Annotated in this window: 24 protein-coding genes and 1 tRNA gene; 8 read left to right on the plus strand and 17 right to left on the minus strand. The window is 66.4% G+C overall.

Annotated elements, in window-relative coordinates; genetic code table 11:
* Nucleotides 1–24: 24 nt before the first annotated feature.
* The 7 genes from AC1M0F_RS04485 to AC1M0F_RS04515 are packed head-to-tail and all read right to left on the minus strand — an operon-like array spanning nucleotide 25 to nucleotide 4585.
* Complete coding sequence (locus tag AC1M0F_RS04485; RefSeq protein WP_480236988.1) at nucleotides 25–477, minus strand: pilus assembly protein TadG-related protein; 453 nt, start codon at nucleotides 475–477, stop codon at nucleotides 25–27.
* Entirely contained in the window at nucleotides 474–962 is a 489-nt protein-coding gene (locus tag AC1M0F_RS04490; protein ID WP_480236989.1) for a hypothetical protein, read from the minus strand. The genes AC1M0F_RS04485 and AC1M0F_RS04490 overlap by 4 nt, the downstream gene beginning before the upstream one ends.
* Entirely contained in the window at nucleotides 934–1329 is a 396-nt protein-coding gene (locus tag AC1M0F_RS04495; protein ID WP_480236990.1) for a TadE/TadG family type IV pilus assembly protein, read from the minus strand. Before AC1M0F_RS04495 ends, AC1M0F_RS04490 begins: the two co-directional genes overlap by 29 nt.
* Nucleotides 1330–1331: 2 nt before the next feature.
* Nucleotides 1332–1517, minus strand: a complete 186-nt coding sequence (locus AC1M0F_RS04500; RefSeq protein WP_480236991.1) for a hypothetical protein — start codon at nucleotides 1515–1517, stop codon at nucleotides 1332–1334.
* Between the two features lie 40 nt (nucleotides 1518–1557).
* Nucleotides 1558–2496 (minus strand): type II secretion system F family protein, encoded by a 939-nt coding sequence (locus AC1M0F_RS04505; RefSeq protein ID WP_480236992.1) that lies wholly within the window; start codon nucleotides 2494–2496, stop codon nucleotides 1558–1560.
* Nucleotides 2493–3356 carry a type II secretion system F family protein gene (locus tag AC1M0F_RS04510; protein WP_480236993.1) on the minus strand — a complete coding sequence of 288 codons (864 nt, stop codon included), beginning with the start codon at nucleotides 3354–3356 and terminating at the stop codon, nucleotides 2493–2495. The genes AC1M0F_RS04505 and AC1M0F_RS04510 overlap by 4 nt, the downstream gene beginning before the upstream one ends.
* On the minus strand, nucleotides 3356–4585 hold the full coding sequence (locus AC1M0F_RS04515; RefSeq protein ID WP_480236994.1) for a TadA family conjugal transfer-associated ATPase: 1230 nt from the start codon (nucleotides 4583–4585) through the stop codon (nucleotides 3356–3358). Before AC1M0F_RS04515 ends, AC1M0F_RS04510 begins: the two co-directional genes overlap by 1 nt.
* A gap of 117 nt (nucleotides 4586–4702) precedes the next feature.
* Between AC1M0F_RS04515 and AC1M0F_RS04520 the strand changes: the two genes are divergently transcribed.
* A tRNA-Leu gene (locus AC1M0F_RS04520) sits at nucleotides 4703–4784 on the plus strand.
* Between the two features lie 55 nt (nucleotides 4785–4839).
* A complete protein-coding gene (locus AC1M0F_RS04525) occupies nucleotides 4840–5577 on the plus strand; it encodes a DedA family protein (protein WP_480236995.1) in 738 nt (245 codons plus the stop codon).
* Nucleotides 5578–5591: 14 nt separating this feature from the next.
* Here the strand turns inward: AC1M0F_RS04525 and AC1M0F_RS04530 are convergent, their stop codons facing one another.
* From AC1M0F_RS04530 to murI, 6 genes are all read right to left on the minus strand, one after another.
* The gene (locus AC1M0F_RS04530; RefSeq protein WP_480236996.1) at nucleotides 5592–6500 is read right to left on the minus strand and encodes a cation diffusion facilitator family transporter; all 909 of its coding nucleotides are present in this window, start codon (nucleotides 6498–6500) and stop codon (nucleotides 5592–5594) included.
* A 99-nt stretch (nucleotides 6501–6599) separates the two neighbouring features.
* A complete protein-coding gene (locus tag AC1M0F_RS04535; protein WP_480236997.1) occupies nucleotides 6600–7613 on the minus strand; it encodes an LLM class flavin-dependent oxidoreductase in 1014 nt (337 codons plus the stop codon).
* Nucleotides 7614–7670: 57 nt separating this feature from the next.
* A complete protein-coding gene (locus AC1M0F_RS04540) occupies nucleotides 7671–8168 on the minus strand; it encodes a hypothetical protein (protein WP_480236998.1) in 498 nt (165 codons plus the stop codon).
* Nucleotides 8169–8279: 111 nt separating this feature from the next.
* A complete protein-coding gene (gene rdgB / locus AC1M0F_RS04545; RefSeq protein ID WP_480236999.1) occupies nucleotides 8280–8885 on the minus strand; it encodes an RdgB/HAM1 family non-canonical purine NTP pyrophosphatase in 606 nt (201 codons plus the stop codon).
* Nucleotides 8882–9625 carry a ribonuclease PH gene (rph, locus tag AC1M0F_RS04550; RefSeq protein ID WP_480237000.1) on the minus strand — a complete coding sequence of 248 codons (744 nt, stop codon included), beginning with the start codon at nucleotides 9623–9625 and terminating at the stop codon, nucleotides 8882–8884. The genes rdgB and rph overlap by 4 nt, the downstream gene beginning before the upstream one ends.
* A 55-nt stretch (nucleotides 9626–9680) precedes the next feature.
* Nucleotides 9681–10529: a glutamate racemase gene (gene murI / locus AC1M0F_RS04555; RefSeq protein WP_480237001.1), complete on the minus strand. Its 849-nt coding sequence runs from the start codon at nucleotides 10527–10529 to the stop codon at nucleotides 9681–9683.
* Between the two features lie 126 nt (nucleotides 10530–10655).
* Here murI and AC1M0F_RS04560 point away from each other — a divergent pair, with 126 nt between their 5' ends.
* A complete protein-coding gene (locus tag AC1M0F_RS04560) occupies nucleotides 10656–11927 on the plus strand; it encodes a nicotinate phosphoribosyltransferase (protein ID WP_480237362.1) in 1272 nt (423 codons plus the stop codon).
* A 6-nt stretch (nucleotides 11928–11933) separates the two neighbouring features.
* On the opposite strand, the gene AC1M0F_RS04565 is transcribed toward AC1M0F_RS04560, so the two are convergent.
* The 3 genes from AC1M0F_RS04565 to AC1M0F_RS04575 are packed head-to-tail and all read right to left on the minus strand — an operon-like array spanning nucleotide 11934 to nucleotide 15632.
* Nucleotides 11934–12224 carry a DUF3039 domain-containing protein gene (locus AC1M0F_RS04565; RefSeq protein ID WP_480237002.1) on the minus strand — a complete coding sequence of 97 codons (291 nt, stop codon included), beginning with the start codon at nucleotides 12222–12224 and terminating at the stop codon, nucleotides 11934–11936.
* A 40-nt stretch (nucleotides 12225–12264) separates the two neighbouring features.
* Nucleotides 12265–13836 carry a hypothetical protein gene (locus AC1M0F_RS04570; RefSeq protein ID WP_480237003.1) on the minus strand — a complete coding sequence of 524 codons (1572 nt, stop codon included), beginning with the start codon at nucleotides 13834–13836 and terminating at the stop codon, nucleotides 12265–12267.
* The gene (locus AC1M0F_RS04575) at nucleotides 13812–15632 is read right to left on the minus strand and encodes an ABC transporter ATP-binding protein (RefSeq protein ID WP_480237004.1); all 1821 of its coding nucleotides are present in this window, start codon (nucleotides 15630–15632) and stop codon (nucleotides 13812–13814) included. Before AC1M0F_RS04575 ends, AC1M0F_RS04570 begins: the two co-directional genes overlap by 25 nt.
* Between AC1M0F_RS04575 and AC1M0F_RS04580 the strand changes: the two genes are divergently transcribed.
* From AC1M0F_RS04580 to AC1M0F_RS04600, 5 genes are all read left to right on the plus strand, one after another.
* Nucleotides 15619–16377, plus strand: coding sequence for a hypothetical protein (locus tag AC1M0F_RS04580; protein ID WP_480237005.1), 759 nt, complete (start codon nucleotides 15619–15621; stop codon nucleotides 16375–16377). The genes AC1M0F_RS04575 and AC1M0F_RS04580 overlap by 14 nt on opposite strands.
* A 94-nt stretch (nucleotides 16378–16471) precedes the next feature.
* Nucleotides 16472–17164, plus strand: coding sequence for a phosphocholine cytidylyltransferase family protein (locus AC1M0F_RS04585; protein ID WP_480237006.1), 693 nt, complete (start codon nucleotides 16472–16474; stop codon nucleotides 17162–17164).
* A 62-nt stretch (nucleotides 17165–17226) separates the two neighbouring features.
* Nucleotides 17227–18042, plus strand: a complete 816-nt coding sequence (locus tag AC1M0F_RS04590; protein ID WP_480237007.1) for an ABC transporter permease — start codon at nucleotides 17227–17229, stop codon at nucleotides 18040–18042.
* Nucleotides 18042–18779, plus strand: coding sequence for an ABC transporter ATP-binding protein (locus AC1M0F_RS04595; RefSeq protein ID WP_480237008.1), 738 nt, complete (start codon nucleotides 18042–18044; stop codon nucleotides 18777–18779). The genes AC1M0F_RS04590 and AC1M0F_RS04595 overlap by 1 nt, the downstream gene beginning before the upstream one ends.
* A 98-nt stretch (nucleotides 18780–18877) precedes the next feature.
* Nucleotides 18878–19723 (plus strand): hypothetical protein, encoded by an 846-nt coding sequence (locus tag AC1M0F_RS04600; protein WP_480237009.1) that lies wholly within the window; start codon nucleotides 18878–18880, stop codon nucleotides 19721–19723.
* On the opposite strand, the gene AC1M0F_RS04605 is transcribed toward AC1M0F_RS04600, so the two are convergent.
* Entirely contained in the window at nucleotides 19720–21075 is a 1356-nt protein-coding gene (locus AC1M0F_RS04605) for a CDP-glycerol glycerophosphotransferase family protein (protein WP_480237010.1), read from the minus strand. The two genes, AC1M0F_RS04600 and AC1M0F_RS04605, sit on opposite strands and share 4 nt — an antisense overlap.
* Between the last annotated feature and the right edge of the window lie 17 nt (nucleotides 21076–21092).

Genomic DNA, 21092 nt, shown 5'->3' on the forward strand with positions numbered 1-21092 from the left:
ATGCGGTGCGCCGCCGGACAAGGGTCACCGGAACACCGAGCGAGCCACCGCCGTCACTTCCAGCCGGATGCCGTCCGGCACGAACAGGGTCAGGACCGGTGGCTGCCACGCCGCAGACACCGTCACGGTCGCACTCTTGCCGTCGAGGGAGGCGGCTTCTTCGAGGGCGAGGCGATCGAAGGTCCCGACGCCGACGGGGTTGTCCTCGAGGAAGCCGGTCACGGCATCCCTGACTTCCGGCGACCGGAGGGTGAGTGCCGGCTCACCGCCGTCGAGTGACACGGATGACAGCTCGAACGCCTCCGCCCCGACGAGGGCAGCGGCGTCGGCAAGGCTGTACAACCTCTTCCGTTCGAGGTACAGCGACGTGGCCGCCGCGACCAGCAGGATGAGAAGAAGAGAAAGCATCCCGTAGAAAATGGCGAGAATCAGGGTCGAACCGTCTTCGCCGGGCCCGCCGCGCAGCATCCGTCTCATCGCTCGGCCCAGAACCGGGAGACCTGCTGGCGCGCGGTCGCCTCCACGGGCACGCTCGCCGCATGGGAGAGGTTGAGCACATCGGGGACCAGCGGCAACGGCACGGTCACCCGGACGGTCACTGTCACCACGGCATTGCGAGCCGGGCAGGAGGCGCCGGTCGACCCGCTGCAGGACACAGAGACGGATGCCGCCTCCGGGTCGATCCCGTAATCGGCCAGCCCGAATTCGATCGCGCGAGCTGCGCGCTGGGCTGCGTCCTCCGGCGACTCCGCCTGGACGAAGACACGGGCCGCCTGCCGCGCCGCGCCCTCGGTCGCGAGCGCACCGGCCTGCACGGTGGCCAGCGTCAGGATCAGATACACGAGCGGGACAAGGAGGATCAGGCCGGCCGTGACGAACTCGAGTGCTGCCGTTCCCGCGTCATCGACGAGCCGGAACAGGCGCGGACGGTGCTCACTCGTCGAGGGTTTCGATGGCGGCATGACCGCTGACCTCCAGTGCGCTGTCGAGTCCCACCAGCCCGATCAGGGGCAGCCGGGTGACGACACGGATGCCGACGCTGGGGTGACCGAGGTACGTCCCGTAGTCGGCGGAGACGTCCGAGGCGAAGTCGGACCCGACCGCGACGGTGATGAGCTCGCGAGTGCGCGCCACACCATCTGCCGGTTCGTTGTCGGCGAGCGCCGCGACTCGCGCTCCTTCCGCGGCCGCGTCGATGACAGTGTTCCGCACATGCAAAGCCAGCCCGAGCTGGAGAACCGCGAGGGTGAGCACGGTCAGCAGGATGGCCACGAACGTGAACTCGACAACGGCGGACCCGTCGTCGTCTTTCCACGCCGCCCCAACCATGACTACATTCCCGAGACCCGGGCAATGGCCTGCTCGAAGATCTGGCTGAGTGCCGGACCGGCGAGACTCCAGATCAGGACGACGAGTCCCGCAGTCATCAGGGTGATGAGGACCCAGCCCGGAACGTCGCCCCGTTCGTCATGAACGTGATCGCGCAGGGATCGGTATCGTCTCGACAGGGTGGTCATGATGTCTCCTTCGGTTCGTTGGGATGCGTCCGGGCTGCTGTCAGAATCCGGACTGGAGCACGAAGACTCCCGGGTAGATGGCGAAGAGGATCGAGAGCGGCAGGATCAGGAATACGAGTGGAACGAGCATCGCCACCTCCTTCTTGCCGGCGATCTCCAGGAGTGTCCGTTTGGCATCCTCACGGGCATCCTGCGCCTGGGCCCGCAGCACCTCTGCCAGTGGAGATCCGCGCTCCAGCGCCGCCGTCAGTTGTTCGACACAGCGGGTGAGTGCGGCGAGGTCGACCCGGCGAGCGCAGTCAGCAAGGGCTTCGGTCAGGGGGATGCCGGTGTTCACAGCACTGACGACCCCACGGAACTCGCGGCTGACCTCGCCGGACCCAATGCGGGCCACCCGCCGGATCGAGTCGAGGATGCCCTCCCCCGCCGACAGGCTGAGACTCAGGAATTCGAGCACGGTGGGAAGCTCGGCCGCGATCCTCCCCAGCCGTGATCGCGCCTGACGCTTGAGTGCCGTGTCGCGGGCTACTGCTCCCGCCGCGGCGCCGATGATCGGCGCCGCCGCGACGAGGATCGGCGGGAGGGTGCGGTTGGCGCCTCCGACAACGGAGACGAGCACGCCGGCTACGGCGCCGACGAGTGCCCAGCCCAGTTGCTCCATCCGGAATCGATGCACGGTGGAGGCGCTGCCCGCCTGGCCCAGACGGCGCTGCACGACGGCCGTGCCGCCGAGCAGTCCGGCCAGGACCTCGACGAGTCGGTGCACCGTTGGGGCGAGGAGGGTCCCGAGGATGGGGATCGGATCCACGGTCCGCTTGAGGGTGAAGACCCGTGCGCCTTCTGACACATCCACGATGTACGGCGCGACGCGTTCGGCGAGAGTCGGCCCGCCCATTCGCGGCAGCACGGTCGCGAGCGACCAGAGGCCCAGCCCGAGGATTCCGCCGAACAGCACGCCCCAGGCCAGTGTCGCACTCATCGGAACCACCGTCGTTCCTGCGGCAGCCGCCCGAGCGAGAGCATCGCGCGGTAGGCGAGAAGTGAAAGCGCCGCACCGCCGGCGATGAGCACAGCCCCACCAGCGGAGTTGTACGCCAGCGCTGCCTCCGGTCGTGTGGCCAGCAGAAGGAGGATGCACCAGGGCGCCGCGACTCCAAGCTTCGCGGCGTTGCGGATCCAGGATTGCCGAGCCTCCACCTCTGCGCCGATGGCGATGTCCTCCCGGAGGTATGCGGCGAGGCTCCTGAGCACGACCGTGAGGTCTGAGCCTCCCACGTCCCGTGCCATCCTGAGCGTTTCGAGGATCCGGTCGGGAACAGGATCGGCCAGGGTGTTCTTCAACCGGTCCAGACATCCGCCGAACGACCCTGTGCTTCGGTAGTCGTTCTCGAAGGAGACGAATTCCGGACGCAGGGCTTCAGGGCCGGTGTGCGCGAGACTCGCGACGGCGTCGGGCAGGGCCAGCCCCGAACGCACGGCGCCGATGAGGTGGTCGACGACGTCCGGCCAGAGCGAACGGTTCGACGCACGACGTGCGCGCGCCCTCCACCGGACGATGAGAAGAGGCGTGAGTCCCCCGAGAACGGCTGCGCACAGCGAGAGCGACCCGACACGCAGCACCGCCTGGGCGAGCGCGCCTGTAACGATCCCGGCCAGCACGGAGAGTGTGACGAAGACGGCCGGGGGCACCCGCCCCAAGCCCGCGAGCGCGAGCGCCGCCTGAAACCGTCCACTCGACCGCGTCCGCTGCCGTGTCTCCCTCGCCCGTCTGGGGAACAGCCAGGGCGAGGCCACAAGCAGTACTCCGGCCGCCAGGAGACATCCGAGTGCGATGGCCATCAGGTGCCTCGCCGGAGGATCGCCGCGGGGTTGAGGCCCGCGTTCTCGAATTTCACCAGCCGGGTGGGGTGGCTCCCCGTCGGTTCGAGGAGTCCGTTTCGCATCGCGAACAGAGGGCTCGCCTCGATCACCGGCCCATTGAGGGTGCCGCTGAGTGCGAGGATCTGGACCACCCGCCTGAAGCCGTTCCGGTCCAGCTCGCAGTGCACGACGATGTCGATGCAACTCGCCACCGTGGGTTGGACGAAGGAGGCGTCGATGTTCCGGCCGGCGAGCAGCGGAAGCGTCGACAGTTTGACGAGGGCGTCCCTGGCCGAGTTGGCGTGGATGGAGCACATTCCGGGGACCCCGGAGTTGAGCGCGATGAGAAGGTCGAGGCTTTCCGCCTCACGAACCTCGCCGACGATGAGGCGATCCGGCCGCATCCGGAGCGCCTCCTTGATCAGCCGACGCAGGGTGATCTCGCCAGTGCCCTCCAGGCTCGGCTGCCTGCACTGCATCGCGACGACATCGGCAGCGGCGAGGTCCAGCTCGAACGTCTCCTCGACGGTGACGATCCGTTCGGTCGTCCGCACACTCGATAGGAGTGCGCCGAGCAGCGTGGTCTTGCCCGCCTGCGTGGCACCGGAGATGAGGATGTTCTGGCCGGCGAGAACACAGCACCGCAGGAACTCCGCCGCCTGCGTACTGAGTGACCCCCCGGACACGAGACTGCTCAGGTCGCGGACGTGCCGGCTGAACTTGCGGATGTTCACGGCCATGTGCCGCCTGGTCACATCCGGGATCACGACGTGAAGGCGGGAACCGTCCGGCAGGGACGCATCGACGAACGGAGAGCTGAGGTCAACGCGGCGACCGGTGGTCTGGAGCATTCGCTCCACGAGGTCGCGCACCGAGGTCTCGGTCAGCACCGTGTTCGTCAGTTCGGGGATGCCGTCCCGCGCCACAAACACGCGCGTTGGCGAGTTGATCCAGATCTCCTCGATGCTCGGGTCATCGAGGTAGGGCTGCAACGGCCCGAACCCCGTCAACGAGGCGACCACCTCGCGCTGGGTCACGACTTCGTCATGCAGAAGCGGGAGCGCGCTGCCGAGGGCGCGTTCGCTGTAGCGCCGAACCTCTTCGCGCACATAGTCCTCGGCGAGACCGTCTGCCCCCGACAGGTCGACGCCCTCGCGCCGCACCCGGTCGCGGACACGGCCGGTGATGATCTCGGTTGCCGACGTCATCCTGAAAGTCTGCCCAAACCATCCGCGGCCCGTTCGGGTTATCCACAGGGAGGTCCCAACGGCGCTTTGGAACCTCACAGGATGCTGAGATCCCTGCCTCTATGCTGGTAATCACTCGCGGGAGTGGTGAAATTGGCAGACACGCAGGATTTAGGTTCCTGTGCTTTCGAGCGTGTGGGTTCAAGTCCCACCTTCCGCACGAGGGCATGTCGCCGACCGGCCTCACAGACAACTGACTATCGGAGTAGCTTCGCATGATCCATACCGGGCTCATTCCCTGGCTCGACCCAGCGACCATCATCGACGGCGCGGGACCATGGGCGCTACTTGTGATCTGCCTGATCGTCTTCGCCGAGACCGGGCTCCTCGTGGGCTTCCTTCTCCCCGGTGACACTCTCCTCGTCATCACGGGCATCTTCACCTTCGGTGGCATCATCAACATCGACATCTGGTGGGTGGCCCTCGCGATCGGCTTTGCAGCTTTCCTCGGCGGTGAAGTCGGCTATCTGATCGGCCACAAGGCCGGCCCGCGCATCTTCGAGCGCAAGGAATCCGGCATCTTCAGCATCGAGAACGTGCAGCGCACCAACGCGTTCTTCGAGCGGTTCGGCGGTCTCGCCGTCATCCTCGCCCGCTTCGTGCCGATCATCCGCACGTTCGCGCCCGTCGCCGCCGGTGTCGGCCACATGAACTACAAGAAGTACACGCTCTACAACCTGATCGGTGCCGTCATCTGGGGCGCAGGTCTTACCTACTTCGGTTACCTCCTCGGGTACATCCCTCCTGTGGCTGAGTTCGTCCAGGAGTACATCGACGTCATCCTCATCGGTGCCGTCGTGATCACGCTGATCCCGACCGTGTGGCACTACATCCAGTCGAGCCGCAAGGCCAAGCGTCTCGCAGCAGCGGGCGCAGACGTCGTCACCGATGAGGACGAAGCGCGTCAGATGGTGCTCGACGCCAAGGCGTTCGAGAAGAAGCCCGAACTCTAGGACTTCATTCCCCCTCAGGAATGTCGCGGATGCTCGTGACCGGCGTGTTTCGACGGCTCGAGCTGGAACGTCGAATGCTCGACGTCGAAGTGACCGGCGAGGCACTCTGACAGGGTGTCGAGCATCTCACCTGCTCGGCCTTCTGCGAAGACCGCCGGTTCGACGACGACGTGCGCCGTGAACACGTGCTCTCCCGTCGTGATCGACCAGACATGGACGTCGTGCACGTCGATCACGCCCGGCGCACCACGGATATGGCTGCGGATCAGCTCCACGTCCGTGTCAGGCGGTGTGGACTCGTTGAGCACCCGCCACACGTCGCGCAGGAGGAACCAGGCGCGGGGCAGGATACCTGCGGCGATGATCAGGGAGGCGATGGCATCCACCTGGACGAACCCGGTGAGCAGGATGATGACAGCGGCGATGATCACGCCGATCGACCCGAGCAGGTCGCCGAGCACCTCGAGGTAGGCCCCTCGCATGTTGATCGACGTCTTTGCCGAGTCGCGCAGGATGAGCATCGACACGGCATTCGCCACGAGGCCGATGATCGCCACGACGAGCATCGGGCCGCCGAGCACCTCGATGCCCTCAGGGTCCATCAGGCGGGTCACGCCCGTCACGGCGATCGACACAGCGACGACAACGAGGATGATTCCGTTCGCCAGCGCACCCATCACTTCGACGCGGCGGTAGCCGTAGGTGTGCCGTTCGGTGGCTGGGCGCGCGGCGATCCCGAGCGCCACGAGCGCGATCAGGAGGCCGGTGAGGTCACTGAACATGTGGCCGGCGTCTGCAAGCAGGGCGAGGGACCCGGTGAGGATTCCCCCGACCACCTCTGCGACGAGGACGACGGCGACGATGGCGATTACGAGCACCAGCTTGCGCCGGTTCGTCGTGTTCTGAGCGTGATCGTGTGCCATGGTTCTTCCACGCTAAGCCCCGTCTGGGGCTCCGGGCCAGCGGAACGCACAGATAGGAATGATCGCCGTTCTCATCACCGCGGCCGCGAGGGCCGGAGGCTAGCCGAGTGCTGGTTTCACGTCCCGCACGATCGATTCGAGGATGCGGGCGTTGAACTCCACGCCCAGCTGGTTGGGCACCGTGACGAGCAGGGTGTCAGCGGCGGCGACCGCTTCGTCCTGTGCGAGTTCGGCGGCGATCTGATCGGGTTCGCCGACGTAGCTGCGGCCGAACCGCGCGAGTCCGCCGTCGAGCACGCCGACCTGGTCCTTCGCCTCGACCTGGGCGCGGAGGCCGAAGTAGTGCCTTGTCTCGTCGTCGATGAGGGGAATGATGCTCCGACTCACCGAGACGCGTGGTTCACGATCGTGACCGGCTTCCGCCCACGCCGCCCGGAACATCCGGATCTGCTCCGCCTGGAGCTGGTCGAACGGCACACCCGTGTCTTCGGTCAGCAGAGTCGAGCTCATGAGGTTCATCCCCTGCTCGGCGGCCCAGACGGCTGTGGCCCTGCTGCCGGCGCCCCACCAGATCCGCGCGGGCAGACCGTCTGAGCGCGGCTCGATCGGGAGCGGCTGGTCGACGCCCGTCATCTGCGGGTTCGACCGGGCCACTCCGGCGCCGGCGATGGCCGCACGGAAGAGCTCCGTGTGCCGCCTGGCCATGTCTGCGTCGCTCTCGCCGTCGGCGGGAAGATGGCCGAAGGATTCGTAGCCGCGCAGGGCGGTCTCGGGTGACCCTCTGCTGATGCCGAGCTGCAGCCGCCCGTCGCTGATGAGATCCGTTGCCGCTGCTTCCTCGGCCATGTAGAGCGGGTTCTCGTAACGCATGTCGATCACGCCGGTGCCGATCTCGATGCGGCTTGTCCTGGCTGCCGCAGCGGCGAGCAGCGGGAACGGCGAGGCGAGTTGCCGGGCGAAATGGTGCACCCGGAAATATGCGCCGTCGACGCCGACTTCCTCAGCAGCCACCGCGAGCTCGATCGACTGGAGAAGCGCGTCCCTGCCGGTCCTGACCTGCGATCCGGGTACCGCTTGCGAATGGCCGAAGGAGAGGAACCCGATGCGCGTCATGCTGAGTGCAGCGCCCAGGGGTGCGCGTGTATTCCTCCGATCAGGCGAAGCGGATCTCTAGCGCCCGTCCTTCTTCGCCTGGCGCCTGGCGCCCTGCGACTGGCTCGATGCGTCACGTTTCATTCCCCCGGTCGTCTGCTGATGCGAGCGCGCTCGACCCGTGTCAGTGCCGGGTGCGCTCTCGATCCCGGATGATCCCGGTCCGGTCGATTTGCCGGCGCTCGCCCGTGCCAGACGCTCATCCTTGAGCGACTCAGCGGCGTCATGCGCGACCCGAGCCAGTTCGCCGCTGACGATCGACAACGCTTCTTCGAAAACGTAGGCCCGCGCCCGAGCCTTGTCGGACTTGCTGGCGGCAGCGCCACGGGCCCCGGCGTCGACGACTTCGCCCGCCGCTTTTCGTCGATAGTTCGTCGTGTGCTTGTTCCGCGCCCGTCGGACGCGCTTGTGCAGCGACAGCAAGCCGTCTTCATCCAGCTGTGCGAGGCGAGCGTCCTCCAGTTCGCGAATGAGATCGAGCTCGTCCTGTTTCAACACCCACAGATATTGGTCCATTTGCCGATGCTCGCACACTTCGCCGTACCGGGAAAGAGAAGATGTTGCGTCGAGTCGCCCACCTTGACGGGTGCCCGCGGCGGCTCACCCGTCGAAGTGGGCAACTCGCGGTCAGATCAGGGTGCGGAGCGTCGGCACGAGGTCGGCGAAGGCCCGCGCCCGGTGGCTGATCTCGTTCTTCGTCTCTGGCGGCAGTTCGGCGGAGGAGACCGCGTGGCCTTCGGGGATGAAGATCGGGTCGTAGCCGAATCCGTTGGTTCCGGATGCCTGCGTCGCCAGTCGACCGGCCCACACGCCCTCGGAGACATGCTCGAACCCGCCGTGAGCGAGTCCATCAGGCACGACGAGAGCGATCGTGCAGCGGAAGCTGGCCGACCGGTGTTCGGCAGCGATGTCGGCGAGCTGGGCCAGCAGGAGGTTGAGGTTGTCGCTGTCGCTGTGCCCTGGTCCTGACCACCGAGCGGAGAAGATGCCTGGGGCCCCGCCGAGCACGTCGACGGAGATGCCGCTGTCGTCGGCGAGGGAGATCTTCCCGGTGTGCGCTGCGGCCGTCCGAGCCTTGATCAGCGCATTCTCGCTGAAACTCACCCCGTCCTCGACGGGTTCAGGGCCGTCGTACGCGACGACCGTGATCTCGGGCATGGCGCCGCCGAGAATCCGCTGGAACTCCTGGACCTTGTGCTGGTTGTGCGTAGCCAGCACGACCTCGATACTCATGCCGAGTCGCGCCCGAGGGCCTCGACTTGCAGCTTCGTCAGGTCCGCGGCGCCGCCGAGGGCGAGGTCGAGGAGCGAGTCGAGTTCGCGGCGATCGAATGGGGCGCCTTCGGCCGTGCCCTGCACCTCGACGAAGAGGCCGCGGCCGGTGACGACGACGTTCATGTCGGTCTCTGCGCGCACGTCCTCGACGTAGGCGAGGTCGAGCATGGGCGTGCCGTCGATGATGCCGACCGACACGGCCGCAACGCTGTCGATCAGCGGTGAGGACTTCTGGCCGATGAACTTCTTCTCGCGAGCCCACTCGATGGCATCCGCGAGGGCGACATAGGCGCCGGTGATGGCGGCTGTGCGGGTCCCGCCGTCGGCCTGCAGCACGTCGCAGTCGATGACGATGGTGTTCTCTCCAAGAGCCTTTGTGTCGATGACGGCGCGGAGGCTGCGCCCGATGAGGCGGGAGATCTCGTGGGTGCGCCCACCGATGCGGCCCTTCACGGACTCACGGTCCATGCGGCTGTTCGTCGACCGGGGAAGCATCGAGTATTCGGCGGTGACCCAGCCCTTGCCCTTGCCCGCCAGCCAGCGCGGCACTCCGTTCGTGAACGAGGCGGTGCACAGCACCTTGGTGTTGCCGAAGGAGATGAGGGCCGAGCCTTCGGCCTGGGCGCTCCAGCCGCGCTCGATGGTCACCTCACGCAGTTCGCTCGTCGTTCGGCCGTCTTTGCGGGTGATGTCGGTCATGTCGTGGTTCTCCCTGGTGGGCGCCGATCGGCGCGGGTGTCGGAAAGGCGAAAAATCAGTGGCTGCGGATGTCGGATGCTGCGCGAAGACCGGACAGGTCGATGACGCCGGTCTGTACGAGGTCGACGTGCGAGATCTCGCGGCCGATCAAGCGGTGGGCAAGCAGCAGGAACTCATCCTCGCTCGCGCCGGTTGCCTCGTAGTGGTGTGCAGGCGGTGCCGGGCTGGTGCGTTCGAGACCGCTGGAGACCAGCTCACGGTAGACGTCGTTGGCCGTCTCCGTGTCGCTCGAGACGAGGGTCACGTCCGAGCCCATCACGTACGAGATGGCCCCCTTCAGGAACGGGTAGTGCGTGCAGCCGAGCACGACAGTGTCCACGCCGGCGTCTTTGAGCGGCTGGAGGTAGGCCTGCGCCGTGGCAAGGACCTCGGGGCCTGTGGTGATGCCGTTCTCCACGAACTCGACGAACCGGGGGCAGGCCTGGCTGAACAGTTCCAGGTCCGGGGCTGCGGCGAACGCATCCTCGTATGCCCGGGAGTTGATGGTCCCCGCTGTGCCGATCACGCCGACGCGGTGGTTGCGTGTGCTGCTCACGGCCGTGCGGACGGCGGGCTGGATGACCTCGATCACCGGAACGGAGTACCGCTCACGGGCATCCCTCAGCATGGCGGCGGATGCCGTGTTGCAGGCGATCACGATCATCTTGACGCCCTGGGCGACGAGATCGTCGAGCACCTCGAGGGCATATCGTCGCACGTCGGCGATCGGCTTCGGACCGTACGGGGAATGAGCGGTGTCGCCGATGTAGAGGATCTCTTCGTTGGGAAGCTGGTCCTGGATCGCACGCGCCACGGTGAGCCCGCCGACGCCGGAGTCGAAGATCCCGATAGGCGCGTCATTCACACTCCCAGCCTACTCGCCGCATTCACCGGCCGTAATCGTCGCCGCCATCGCTAGGCTGGCGTCGTGAATCCAACGCCGATCCCCGGGGCCTCGACCGCGCTGCACACCGATCGCTACGAACTGACCATGGTCGATGCGGCCATCCAGCACGGAACGGCAGACACCGAGTGCATGTTCGAGGTCTTCGCACGCCGGCTGCCAGGCGCCCGCCGCTACGGCATCGTCGCCGGCACCGGCCGACTGCTCGACCTGATCCGCGACTTCCGGTTCGGTGACGCCGAGCTCTCCTGGCTCAGGGAGAACGACGTCGTGACCGCGAGAACGCTGGACTGGCTGGCCGACTACCGTTTCTCCGGCGACATCTGGGGGTACCGCGAAGGTGAGGCGTACTTCCCCAACTCCCCCATCCTCGTCGTCGAGTCCAGCTTCGCCGAGGGTGTCCTGCTGGAAACGCTCGCACTCAGCGTCCTCAACTACGACAGCGCCGTGGCCAACGCCGCCACGCGGATGGTGACCGCCGCGCGAGGGCGTCCGCTGGCCGAGATGGGCTCACGCCGCGCACACGAGCACAGCGCCGTCGCAGCATCCCGCGCCGCGTACATCGCCGGTTTCGACAAAACCAGCAACCTCGAAGCGGGGCGCACCTGGGGCATCCCGACCATGGGAACCGCAGCGCACGCTTTCACTCTGCTCCACGACTCGGAGGAGGAAGCGTTCCGCGCCCAGGTGGCAGCGGTCGGCGCAGACACCACTCTCCTCGTCGACACCTACGACGTCCTCGAAGGGGTCAGGGCAGCAGTGCGGGCTGCTGGCACGGGCCTCGGTGCCGTCCGACTCGACTCCGGCGACCTCCCCACCCTTGTCGTCGAAGTTCGCGACCTGCTCGACTCACTCGGCGCGACCGGAACGAAGATCACGGTGACGAACGACCTGGACGAGCACGCGATCGCCACACTCGCCGCCGTCCCTGTCGACTCATACGGGGTCGGAACATCGGTCGTCACCGGCTCCGGATCCCCCGCGGCGGGAATGGTCTACAAACTCGTTGCGCGCCGCGGCGCGAACGGCGAGTGGATCTCTGTCGCCAAGAAATCAGCTGAGAAGGTGAGCATCGGCGGACGCAAGTTCCCGGTTCGACGGCTCAACGGGGCGAACATCGCCGTCGAGGAGCTCATCTACGTCGGCGACGGCCCCGAGGATTCCGATTCGGGTTCCACCTCGGAGCGCCCCCTGCTGGTTCAACTCGTCCGCGACGGGAAGATCGACGAGCAGTACACCGGTCCTGAGGGCACCAGGCTGGCCCGTGAGCACCGTGCGCGGATCCTCTCGGAGTTGCCGGCGGATGCCTCGCGGCTCGGTCGCGGGGACCCGACGCTCCCGACGACCTTCAGGAACTGAACGGCTCTATTCGGACTTCATCTTCTCGTAGATGGCCTTGCAGCTCGGGCAGACCGGGAACTTCTCCGGGTCGCGCCCCGGGGTCCACTTCTTGCCGCACAGAGCCTTGACCGGCTTGCCGCTGAGGGCCGACTCGAGGATCTTGTCCTTCTTCACATAGTGCGAGAAGCGTTCGTGGTCGCCGGGTTCGATTCCCTCGTTGTTGAGGAGTTCCTCCAGCTCACGGTCCAGGACCGAGGTGCCGCCGCCCTCCGATGGGGAGCCGGGATCTGCAATGCTCAGGCGCGCGTCAATCATGGGTCGATTCTACCCGCGTCCGCTGAACAGTCGAGCGGAGTCAGTGGCTCAGGGCGAACGCCATGATCTCGGGACCGCGACGGTCGAAGACCCGCCCGCCCGCCCAGACCCCGACGATGACGGCGATCAGGCCCGCACCGACGCCGAAGAACAGCGACGCGAGGTGCAGCGCCGGGTCCTGGGTCAGGCCGAGCCAGCCGAAGATCAGCGCGGGCGTCGCGACGACCAGAGACCCGATCAGGCCGATCGACTGGGACAGGCCACCGAGTGTTCCGGAGGACTGGGGCTGCTGGAACGGGCTGTCGCCGGGCAGTGTGGCCGGGTACGGCAGGCGTGCGGAGATGTAGCTGGACAGTCCGACACCACCGAGGAACAGCGCGCTCGAAACGCCGATCATCGACGGGAGTGCCGACCAGTCGCCGTACAGCAGGATGCTCACCATCGACCCGATGATGACCAGCGGGATGCCGATGAGCAGGACGGGGAACATCCGGCCGATCCGGTCGGCATACCCGCGAACTCCGGAGACGAAGTGCAGCCAGACGGCCGTCGAGTCGAAGGCGAGGTCGTTGTGCAGCGACCAGCCGAGGAAGATCGCCATCACCGGGAGCGGGAGCAGCGCGAGCGTCTGCAACGGCACTCCGACGACGAGCAGCGCTGCGACCATGACCACGGGGACGACAGGGATGATCACGATCGACGAGAGATAGCGGGCGTCGCGAGTCCAGTAGCTGATGCTGCGGGCCGCGATGACGGATGCCGGCCGGGCCGGAAGCACGTCGAACCAGCCCATGCCGCCGTAGGTCTTGACGACCTGCTCGCGCTCGGGGGTGACAAGCATGTGGGCGACGAGTCGATCCCAGGCCAGCCAGAGCAGCCCGACGGTCGCCACGGCGATGACAAGTTTGAGGAGGGTGGCGAAAATATCGCCCAGAGCGGCGTCCCCGGGGATCGACCACACGGCGCCGAACGGTGTCCAGCTCACGACATTCGCAGCATCTCCCAGCACGGCGGCACCGTCGCGGGTCCAGTCGACGCTGGACAGGAGGATCACGGCTGGCGCAAGCAGCACGAGGACGAGCGTTCCGATCACTCCGGTCAGCTCGCGGGAACGCCGCGTGGCCAGAAGAAGGGAGGCGAGAGCGGTCATGACCCTGGCGGCCAGGACGCAGGTCGCGACGGCCAGAGCCGCGGAAATGACGGCGAGGATCACCGGAAATACCCCGCGCGACCAGGTCACGACGGTGAGGAGGCTGAGGATGATGATCACGACGGACGGCACGCTGACGAGGGCCGCGATGAGCAGACCGGTCGACAACTCACGCGGTTTCAGCCCGACCAGCGCGAATCTCCGCGGATCCATGTCGTCATCGACGCCGAACACGAGCGGGAGCAGCACGAAACCGAGCACGACGAACGACCCGACGATGACCAGCACGTTCCTGGTGAGTTCGTCAGGCGCGAACCGAAGCGCGATGAGCCCACTGCCGATGAGCATGATGAGCGCGATACCTGCAGCGGTGCCGAAGACGATACCGATGACCTGCCAGACACTTCGCCGGAACCCGTTGGCCAGCAGCTGCAGCCTTAGTCGGAGAAGCTGTGCAACCATTCCATTCCTTCTGCGGCCTTGCGACCGCCGGCAAGTTCCACGAACCGGTCTTCGAGCGTTCCGTTGCCGCGCACGTCGTCGACGGCCCCGGATGCCAGCACCTGACCGTTGACGATGATGGCGACGTGGTCGCACACCCGCTGGATGAGGTCCATGCCGTGGCTCGACAGGACGACGGTGCCGCCGTGGGCCACGTACTTCTGGAGGATCTCGATGACGTTGGCCGCTGACACGGGGTCCACCGACTCGAACGGCTCGTCGAGCACCAGCAGTCGTGGCGAGTGGATCATCGCGGCGGCAAGGGCCACCTTCTTGGTCATACCGGCCGAGTAGTCGGTCACGAGGCGGTTGAGCGCGTCTTCGAGCCCGAATGCCTTGGCCAGGTCCTTCACCCGGGAACGGACGGTTCCGCCGTCGAGGCCGCGGAGGATCCCGGCGTAGTAGAGAAGTTGTGCGCCGGTGAGACGGTCGAACAGGCGCAACCGGTCCGGCAGCACGCCGATCGATCGTTTCGCGGTGTCGGGGTCTGCCCACACGTCGATCCCATGAACGGAAATCGACCCGGAATCCGGACGGAGGAGGCCGGTGACCATCGACAGTGTCGTGGTCTTTCCCGCGCCGTTCGGTCCGACGATTCCGTAGAACGACCCTTCGTGCACGTCGAGGTCGATGCCATCGACGGCGACCGTGTCGCCGAAGCGGCGTGACAGGCCGGAGATCTGGAGCACGACGGGCGACGTCGACGGGTCGACCCTGGCGGCGTCAGCTGCACCGGTCTCGTCTGCGGCCTCGATTTCGTCGAGAAGCTCACTCACCATCGCTGCATCGACGTCGGCGGATGCTGCGTCGACGGCGTCGTCACTGACGAGCTCCTCCTCGGTGACGGGAGGGGCCGGGGCGGCGACAAGCGCGGCAGCCGCGATGGCGGCGGTGAGTGCGGCTTCGTCGGCCATGGAGTCGTTGGATGTGTCGGTGTCGGTATCGCCGGGCCCGACGAACTCGGGTTCGATGAACTCGGGTTCGATGAACTCAGGTTCGATGGACTCCGGTTCGACGAGCGGAGCATCGGCGTCGATTGCCGTGTCCCGGCCGGGAGTCTCGTCCAGGACGAGCGCGTCGGCCGCGGGTTCCTCGGCCGCGGCCGACGGCTGTGGCTCGGTGAAGATCGGTTCTGCTCCCTGGGCCGGAAGCGGAGGCAGGGGCGGCACCGGCGGCACATCAGAGACGACGGTCTCCTGGAAGTCGGAGGCCGTTTCGTCGGGCTCGTCGCTGACGGGGCGGGCGTCGACGTCCGGCTCCGTGACGGACGATGCCGGCACGAGCGCGAGGAACGGCCAGCGCTTGCTCCACACGAACCGCATCGGCTCCTGGTCTTCGAGGAGCGGGTGCTGCTCGGGAGCCTCTGGCATCGTCTCGAACTTCAGCGCCGCCTCTTCGGGGCTCAGCGATGGCAGCGGAGGAAGGACACCGGCGGGAGCGGGCACGGCGTCCGTCGGCAGGACAGCGGTGGCGGCCTCGGGCGCGCCTGCGGCCGGCGCACCGGTCTTCCCTGAGTCGCCTGGGGCTGTGATCGCGAAGTCGCCGGAGGTGACCTGCGCGGCAAGGGTGAGAGGAGCGCGTTTCGCAGGTGCTCGTTTCGCCGTGGTGCCCGGGCCGTTCCGCGGCGCCGATGACGTTGATTTTCGTGCGGGAGTCGTCTTCTTCGCCGGTGTCGTCGAGGCATTGGCGGTGCGCTGAGGTGCTTCAGCCGATTCCGTCGTGCCTTCCTCGGCGGGACCGGCAGTGTTCTCTGCCAAAGGCGAAGAAGTCGGTGTCGCGGCAGCGTCGACGGCAGCGGGTGTGGAGTCGATGGTGGTCGGTACTGTCTCGGAATCCGGAACGGGCTTCGTCCCAGCGGCGGCCGGCTTCCTGGCGGCAGCATTGGGTTTCTTCGCGGAACCGCCGGTGGCCGGACGCTTCACCGTCGACGCGGGGCGGACGGGCCTCGTTGGCGCCGGGGTGGTCGAATCACCCTCGGGCGCGGGCGACTTCGGTGCCGTGCTCCTCGGAGTCGTCGTCCGCGCCGGGCGGGACGTGGTGGGCGTGGCTTTCACCCCGCCGGCCTTTGAGGCCGCTGGCTTACGGGCGGCGGGCTTGCGGGCAGCGGGACGCGCGGCTGGTGTCCCCGTCGCCTCGGTGGAGCTTGAGGCAGACTGCGACTTAGCAGACGATTTTGCGCCGGATGTCCCGGATTTCGGCGTCGAGCTGCTGGTCTTCGGTGACCTCGTCGTCGCGGATTTTGTCGAGGGTGCGGAGGCATCCGACGACTGCCCGACAGGGGATGCGTCCTGCATCTTCTGGTCGGGCGCGTCCTGGGGGGAATCGAGCTCGGGAGTCACTGGTACAACCTACCAAGTGGCCACCGTCTATTCGAGGCCGAGGCCGACTTCGACGTCATTCGAACCTGTTAATACCCCGAGTGCCGTATTACGATACGACAACAACAGAGCGGCCACTGCTGTCCCCAGTAGGGGTGTCGCGCTAACGTGGGCGGTGGCATAACGGGGTGTCATTTCATCGACTTACAGGTTAATTCCACGCAAACGTTGCCATCGCTGGCGGCCGGGGGGCCTGAATCTATCTTGAGGAGAATCTCGTGACGACCCAGGTTGTAATTCTTGCAGCGGGCATGGGCAGCCGACTCGGCCGCTCGCTGCCGAAGCCGCTCACCGAGCTGAGCGACGGCCGCACGATCATGCAGCAGCAGTTCGACAACATCCACCACGCGTTCGGCAAGACCGCCAAGGTGACCATCGTTGTCGGCTACAAGCTCGAGCACATCATCGAGGCGTTCCCTGACGCATCCTTCGTCTATAACGAGCAGTACGACCAGACGAACACGTCGAAGAGCCTGATGCGCGCACTGAGCGCGTCACAGCCCGGCGGCGTCCTCTGGATGAACGGCGACGTGGTCTTCGACCCGACCGTCCTCGACCGCGCAGCCGCCATGATGGCTCGCGACCAGTCCTTCGTGACGGTCAACACCTCGAAGGTGTCCGACGAAGAGGTCAAGTACACGACCTCAGCCGAGGGCTACATCAAGGAACTGTCGAAGACCGTCAAGGGTGGCCTCGGCGAGGCCGTCGGCATCAACTACATCTCGCGCGACGACAAGGCGAACCTGCTTCGCCACCTCGCCCGCGTCGACGACCAGGACTACTTCGAGCGTGGCCTCGAACTCGCCATCGAACAGGACGGCCTCCTCGTCGAGCCCGTCGACATCTCGGACCTGTACGCAGTCGAGGTCGACTTCGCCGAAGACCTGGAACGAGCGAACCTTTTCGTCTAGACCGCACAGACACACTGACCGGCACGCGTCCCTGACCGTGCCGGTCTTTGTTTGCCGGTAGGTTGGTCGCTGTGAGTTCACCCGCCGCCGTACGACCGCCACAGCGCTCGTCCGTCACTCGCTACCGGCACGCGCTCTGGCTTCTGACCAAGAGGGATCTGCGCGTCCGGTATTCGACGAGCGCGCTGGGCTACGTCTGGTCGATTCTCGACCCGTTGGTCATGGCCGGGATCTACTGGTTCGTCTTCGCTGTCGTCTTCGACAGGGGCGGGCGTATCGGCGAGCAGCCATACATCGTCTTCCTGTTGATCGGACTGCTGCCGTGGATGTGGTTCAACGGTGCGGTCTCAGACAGCACCCGCGCTTTCCTCCGCGAGGCGAAGCTCGTCAGATCCACGTCGATCCCCCGCACGATCTGGGTGAACAGGCTCGTTCTGTCGAAGGGCATCGAGTTCATCGCTGCCCTTCCGGTGCTCGCACTGTTCGCGATCGTCGGCGGCGCACCGTTGCACTGGGAAGCCGTGTTCTTCCCGCTTGCGATCCTCATCCAGGCGATCCTCACCGTCGGCGTCGGCCTGATCGTCGCTCCGCTGGTGGTCTTCTTCCGCGACCTCGAAAGGGCGACGAAGCTGATCCTCCGGTTCCTCTTCTATGCCTCCCCTATCGTCTATGGGCTCAGTGACCTTCCGCCCGAGATACAGCCCTTCGCGCGATTCAACCCGCTGGCCGGGATCTTCTCGCTCTACCGTGGCGCATTCTTCCCCGCGCAGATCGACTGGCTCGCCGTGGCCATCGCCATCGGCATGTCCCTGCTGTTCCTCGCCCTTGGCCTGTGGATCTTCAAGAGGTCCGAACGCACCGTCCTGAAGGAACTGTGATGCCGGCACCCGTGATCCGCGTCGACAACGTCGGCATCCGTTTCCGAAGGAACCGCGGCGGGCGACGCAACTTCAAGGACCTGTTCTCCAGCCGCGACCGACGGTCACGCCCTGGCGAGTTCTGGGCGTTCCGCAACGTGTCGTTCGACGTCCAGGCCGGCGAGGCGATCGGCGTCGTGGGTCGCAACGGGCAGGGCAAGTCGACCCTCCTCAAGCTCGTCGCCGGCGTTGTGCTCACCGATGAGGGAACCGTCGACGTCAACGGAGGCGTCGCGCCGCTCATCGAGATCACCGGCGGATTTGTCAACGACCTCACCGTGCGCGACAACGTCTATCTCACGGCCGGCCTGCACGGCATGACCCGTCGCGAGATCGAGGAACGGTTCGACGAGATCATCGAGTTCGCCGAGATCGGCGACTTCATCGATACGCCGTACAAGCACCTTTCCAGCGGCATGAAGGTGCGGATCGCCTTCAGCGTGATCTCGATGCTCGAAGAGCCCATCATCCTGGTCGATGAGGTCCTGGCCGTCGGAGACCGTGGCTTCAAGGAGAAGTGCTACCAGCGCATCGAAGAGCTCCTCGCCGGCGGGCGCACGCTGTTCTTCGTCTCGCACAACGAGAAAGATCTGCGCCGGTTCTGCACGAGGGGCCTCTACCTCGACAAGGGCAAACTGGTCCTCGACGGGCCGATCGGCGACGTCCTCGACCGGTACAACGCCGAATACCACCGCTGAGGCGGTTCGGGAACCCCACGGTCGATCCTGCTCGTTCCCAGCACGGAAACCTAGACTTGTGCGCGAACAGCACCACCGATCGTGCCGCAGGGGGACGAATGACCACACAATCTGACCGCGTGAGAATTCTGGATGACGCGACGCCGGCATCCGCACCGGAGAGCGGCCCGGCATGGCTCCGTGGCATCGACAAGGCACTCTCGGTACAGCGCCCCGTCGTTATCGCCCACATCCGTGCGCTGAGGCGCGCACACCCGAACGCGACGCCTGCCCAGCTGGTGCGCATCCTCGAACGGCGCTACCTCGCTGCAATCACCACCGGCGGCGCAGCCGTCGGCGCGACCGCGATGGTGCCCGGCTTCGGCACAGGCCTCACGCTGACACTCTCAGGCGTCGAGACCGTCGGTTTCCTCGAGACCACCGCGCTGTTCGCGCAGTCGGTCACCGAAGTGCACGGCATTTCGCTCGATGACCCGGTGCGAGCCCGCGCCCTCGTGATGACTCTCATGCTCGGCTCCGCCGGAACGGACCTCGTCCGGCAGTTCACCGGTCAGGTGCTTGGGAGCGGACCTGCACGGAAAGTGTTCTGGGGCGAGATGGTCGCACAGCGCGTTCCCCAGGCGATGATGGGACCGGTCGCCGACCAGCTCAAGCGGCGCTTCATGAAAATGTTCGTCGTCAACCAGGGCACCTCGTTCATCGGCAAGGCGATGCCGTTCGGCATCGGCGCGGCCATCGGCGGTATCGGCAACAACATCGCCGGTCGGCAGGTCGTCAACTCCTCCCGCAACGCGTTCGGGCCGGCGCCGCTCTACCTGCCGCTGGAACTCGAGCCGGTCGGCCGGGCGCCACGACCGACGATCAGGGAACTGCGGGAGCGCCTTCCGCTTCCACGCCGCGCGCGACGAATCGACAAAGCAATCGTCAAAGACAGCACGCACTAGCGGAGGTCGTCGTCGTCCTCGCCGGTCTCCTGGGACTGGGTGGGGTCGTCGGCGCCGGTCGGCTGCACGGTCGGTACCGCGGTCGAACCAGTCTCGGCGGATGCCGCGAGCTGCGTTTCCTCGTCGTCGGCGTGCAGGGCAGCGTAGCGCTCCCACTCCCCCATCAGGTGCTCGACTGCATCGTGGAACCGCTGCGTCGCCGCGCCGGGCGTAGGGTCCCCGAAGTAGCGCCGCACCCACTGGTCCAGCCTCCCGACGGTCTCGGGGTCATGGAGCAAGCGGTCGGAGTGTGCGACGATCGACGACGCTTCCGAAGCATCCAGCCATTCGCACGCGGCGAGGTAACCGGCCGTGTCGACCTGGGCTTCCGGATCGGCGGGGCGGGTGATCATCAGCGGCTTCCCGCTGGCGAGACGGTCGTAGACCATCGCGGAGATGTCGACGACGGCGACGTCGGCTGCTGACAGCTGCCAGCCCAAGTCGGAACCGGTGTCGTACACGTGGTGCGCTCCGGGGTCGGACGCATTCGCGGCCGCGAGCATCCCGATGATTTCCCGGTTCGCTGCGCCATAGGCGTGATCGACGACCCCGCTGCGCGGATGCGGCCGGTAGATCACCCGGTGCGTCCCTGTGGCGAGGAGAGCACGGACCATCGGCACACCGTGCGTGGCGATCGAACCGTATGCGGCGGCCCTGCGGTCGCCCTCCCAGGTGGGCGCGTAGAGCACGACCGTGCGGTCGTCAGGGGTGTACGGCAGGGTTCCTGAATAGTGGTCCGCCTGCGGCCGGCCGATCTTGATCGCGCGCTTGTCGAAGTCGTAGTCCCAGAGCACCTTCTGCAGCCGGGCGATGGCGGCGTCGCCGGCGACCAGGCTGTAGTCGTAGGCCTTGAACTGGTTCGTCGTCATGTACATCTTGTCGCTCTCACCATGGTTGATGAAAACGTGCCAGCGCTGCCCGTAGCGGAACATCTGGAAGTTCTTGGTGTTCTGATTGACGTAGAACACGATGCGGATGTCCTGCTCGGCGAGCGTCTGTTCGAGCGCGACGACCGTGCGCACGTAGGCGACAGGGAGCGGGGACTCCTCGAAGAGCCGGGTCGCGGCTGTGGCGCCCCTGCTGAGGACGACGACCGGCCACGTCCGACCGAGGACCTCGAGCGGCTTGTACCACTGGCGGATCTGGTACATGTTCACCTGGCTGTCGGCGAAGTACACGGCGATCTTGTACTTGCCGGGCTCGAGCGGAGGGAGCTGCGCCAGCCGATGTGACAGGGCGGCACGTGCGCGGCGGTTGGCCAGGAGGTCCCGGCCGATCCTGACAGCCTTGCGCGCGTCCCTCAATACACCCATGGGATCCAGCGTAGCCA

The sequence above is a fragment of the Mycetocola sp. Y719 genome (assembly GCF_056713205.1).

Coding starts and splice junctions, on each gene's coding strand:
- AC1M0F_RS04570 (WP_480237003.1), bottom strand. CDS start 13,836: ATGGTTGCACAGCTTCTCCGACTAAGGCTGCAGCTGCTGGCCAACGGG.
- AC1M0F_RS04490 (WP_480236989.1), bottom strand. CDS start 962: ATGCCGCCATCGAAACCCTCGACGAGTGAGCACCGTCCGCGCCTGTTC.
- AC1M0F_RS04600 (WP_480237009.1), top strand. CDS start 18,878: ATGACCACACAATCTGACCGCGTGAGAATTCTGGATGACGCGACGCCG.
- AC1M0F_RS04595 (WP_480237008.1), top strand. CDS start 18,042: ATGCCGGCACCCGTGATCCGCGTCGACAACGTCGGCATCCGTTTCCGA.
- AC1M0F_RS04485 (WP_480236988.1), bottom strand. CDS start 477: ATGAGACGGATGCTGCGCGGCGGGCCCGGCGAAGACGGTTCGACCCTG.
- AC1M0F_RS04510 (WP_480236993.1), bottom strand. CDS start 3,356: ATGGCCATCGCACTCGGATGTCTCCTGGCGGCCGGAGTACTGCTTGTG.
- AC1M0F_RS04565 (WP_480237002.1), bottom strand. CDS start 12,224: ATGATTGACGCGCGCCTGAGCATTGCAGATCCCGGCTCCCCATCGGAG.
- AC1M0F_RS04535 (WP_480236997.1), bottom strand. CDS start 7,613: ATGACGCGCATCGGGTTCCTCTCCTTCGGCCATTCGCAAGCGGTACCC.
- AC1M0F_RS04515 (WP_480236994.1), bottom strand. CDS start 4,585: ATGACGTCGGCAACCGAGATCATCACCGGCCGTGTCCGCGACCGGGTG.
- AC1M0F_RS04540 (WP_480236998.1), bottom strand. CDS start 8,168: ATGGACCAATATCTGTGGGTGTTGAAACAGGACGAGCTCGATCTCATT.
- AC1M0F_RS04500 (WP_480236991.1), bottom strand. CDS start 1,517: ATGACCACCCTGTCGAGACGATACCGATCCCTGCGCGATCACGTTCAT.
- AC1M0F_RS04495 (WP_480236990.1), bottom strand. CDS start 1,329: ATGGTTGGGGCGGCGTGGAAAGACGACGACGGGTCCGCCGTTGTCGAG.
- AC1M0F_RS04605 (WP_480237010.1), bottom strand. CDS start 21,075: ATGGGTGTATTGAGGGACGCGCGCAAGGCTGTCAGGATCGGCCGGGAC.
- AC1M0F_RS04525 (WP_480236995.1), top strand. CDS start 4,840: ATGATCCATACCGGGCTCATTCCCTGGCTCGACCCAGCGACCATCATC.
- AC1M0F_RS04560 (WP_480237362.1), top strand. CDS start 10,656: ATGGTCGATGCGGCCATCCAGCACGGAACGGCAGACACCGAGTGCATG.
- AC1M0F_RS04530 (WP_480236996.1), bottom strand. CDS start 6,500: ATGGCACACGATCACGCTCAGAACACGACGAACCGGCGCAAGCTGGTG.
- rph (WP_480237000.1), bottom strand. CDS start 9,625: ATGACCGACATCACCCGCAAAGACGGCCGAACGACGAGCGAACTGCGT.
- rdgB (WP_480236999.1), bottom strand. CDS start 8,885: ATGAGTATCGAGGTCGTGCTGGCTACGCACAACCAGCACAAGGTCCAG.
- AC1M0F_RS04505 (WP_480236992.1), bottom strand. CDS start 2,496: ATGAGTGCGACACTGGCCTGGGGCGTGCTGTTCGGCGGAATCCTCGGG.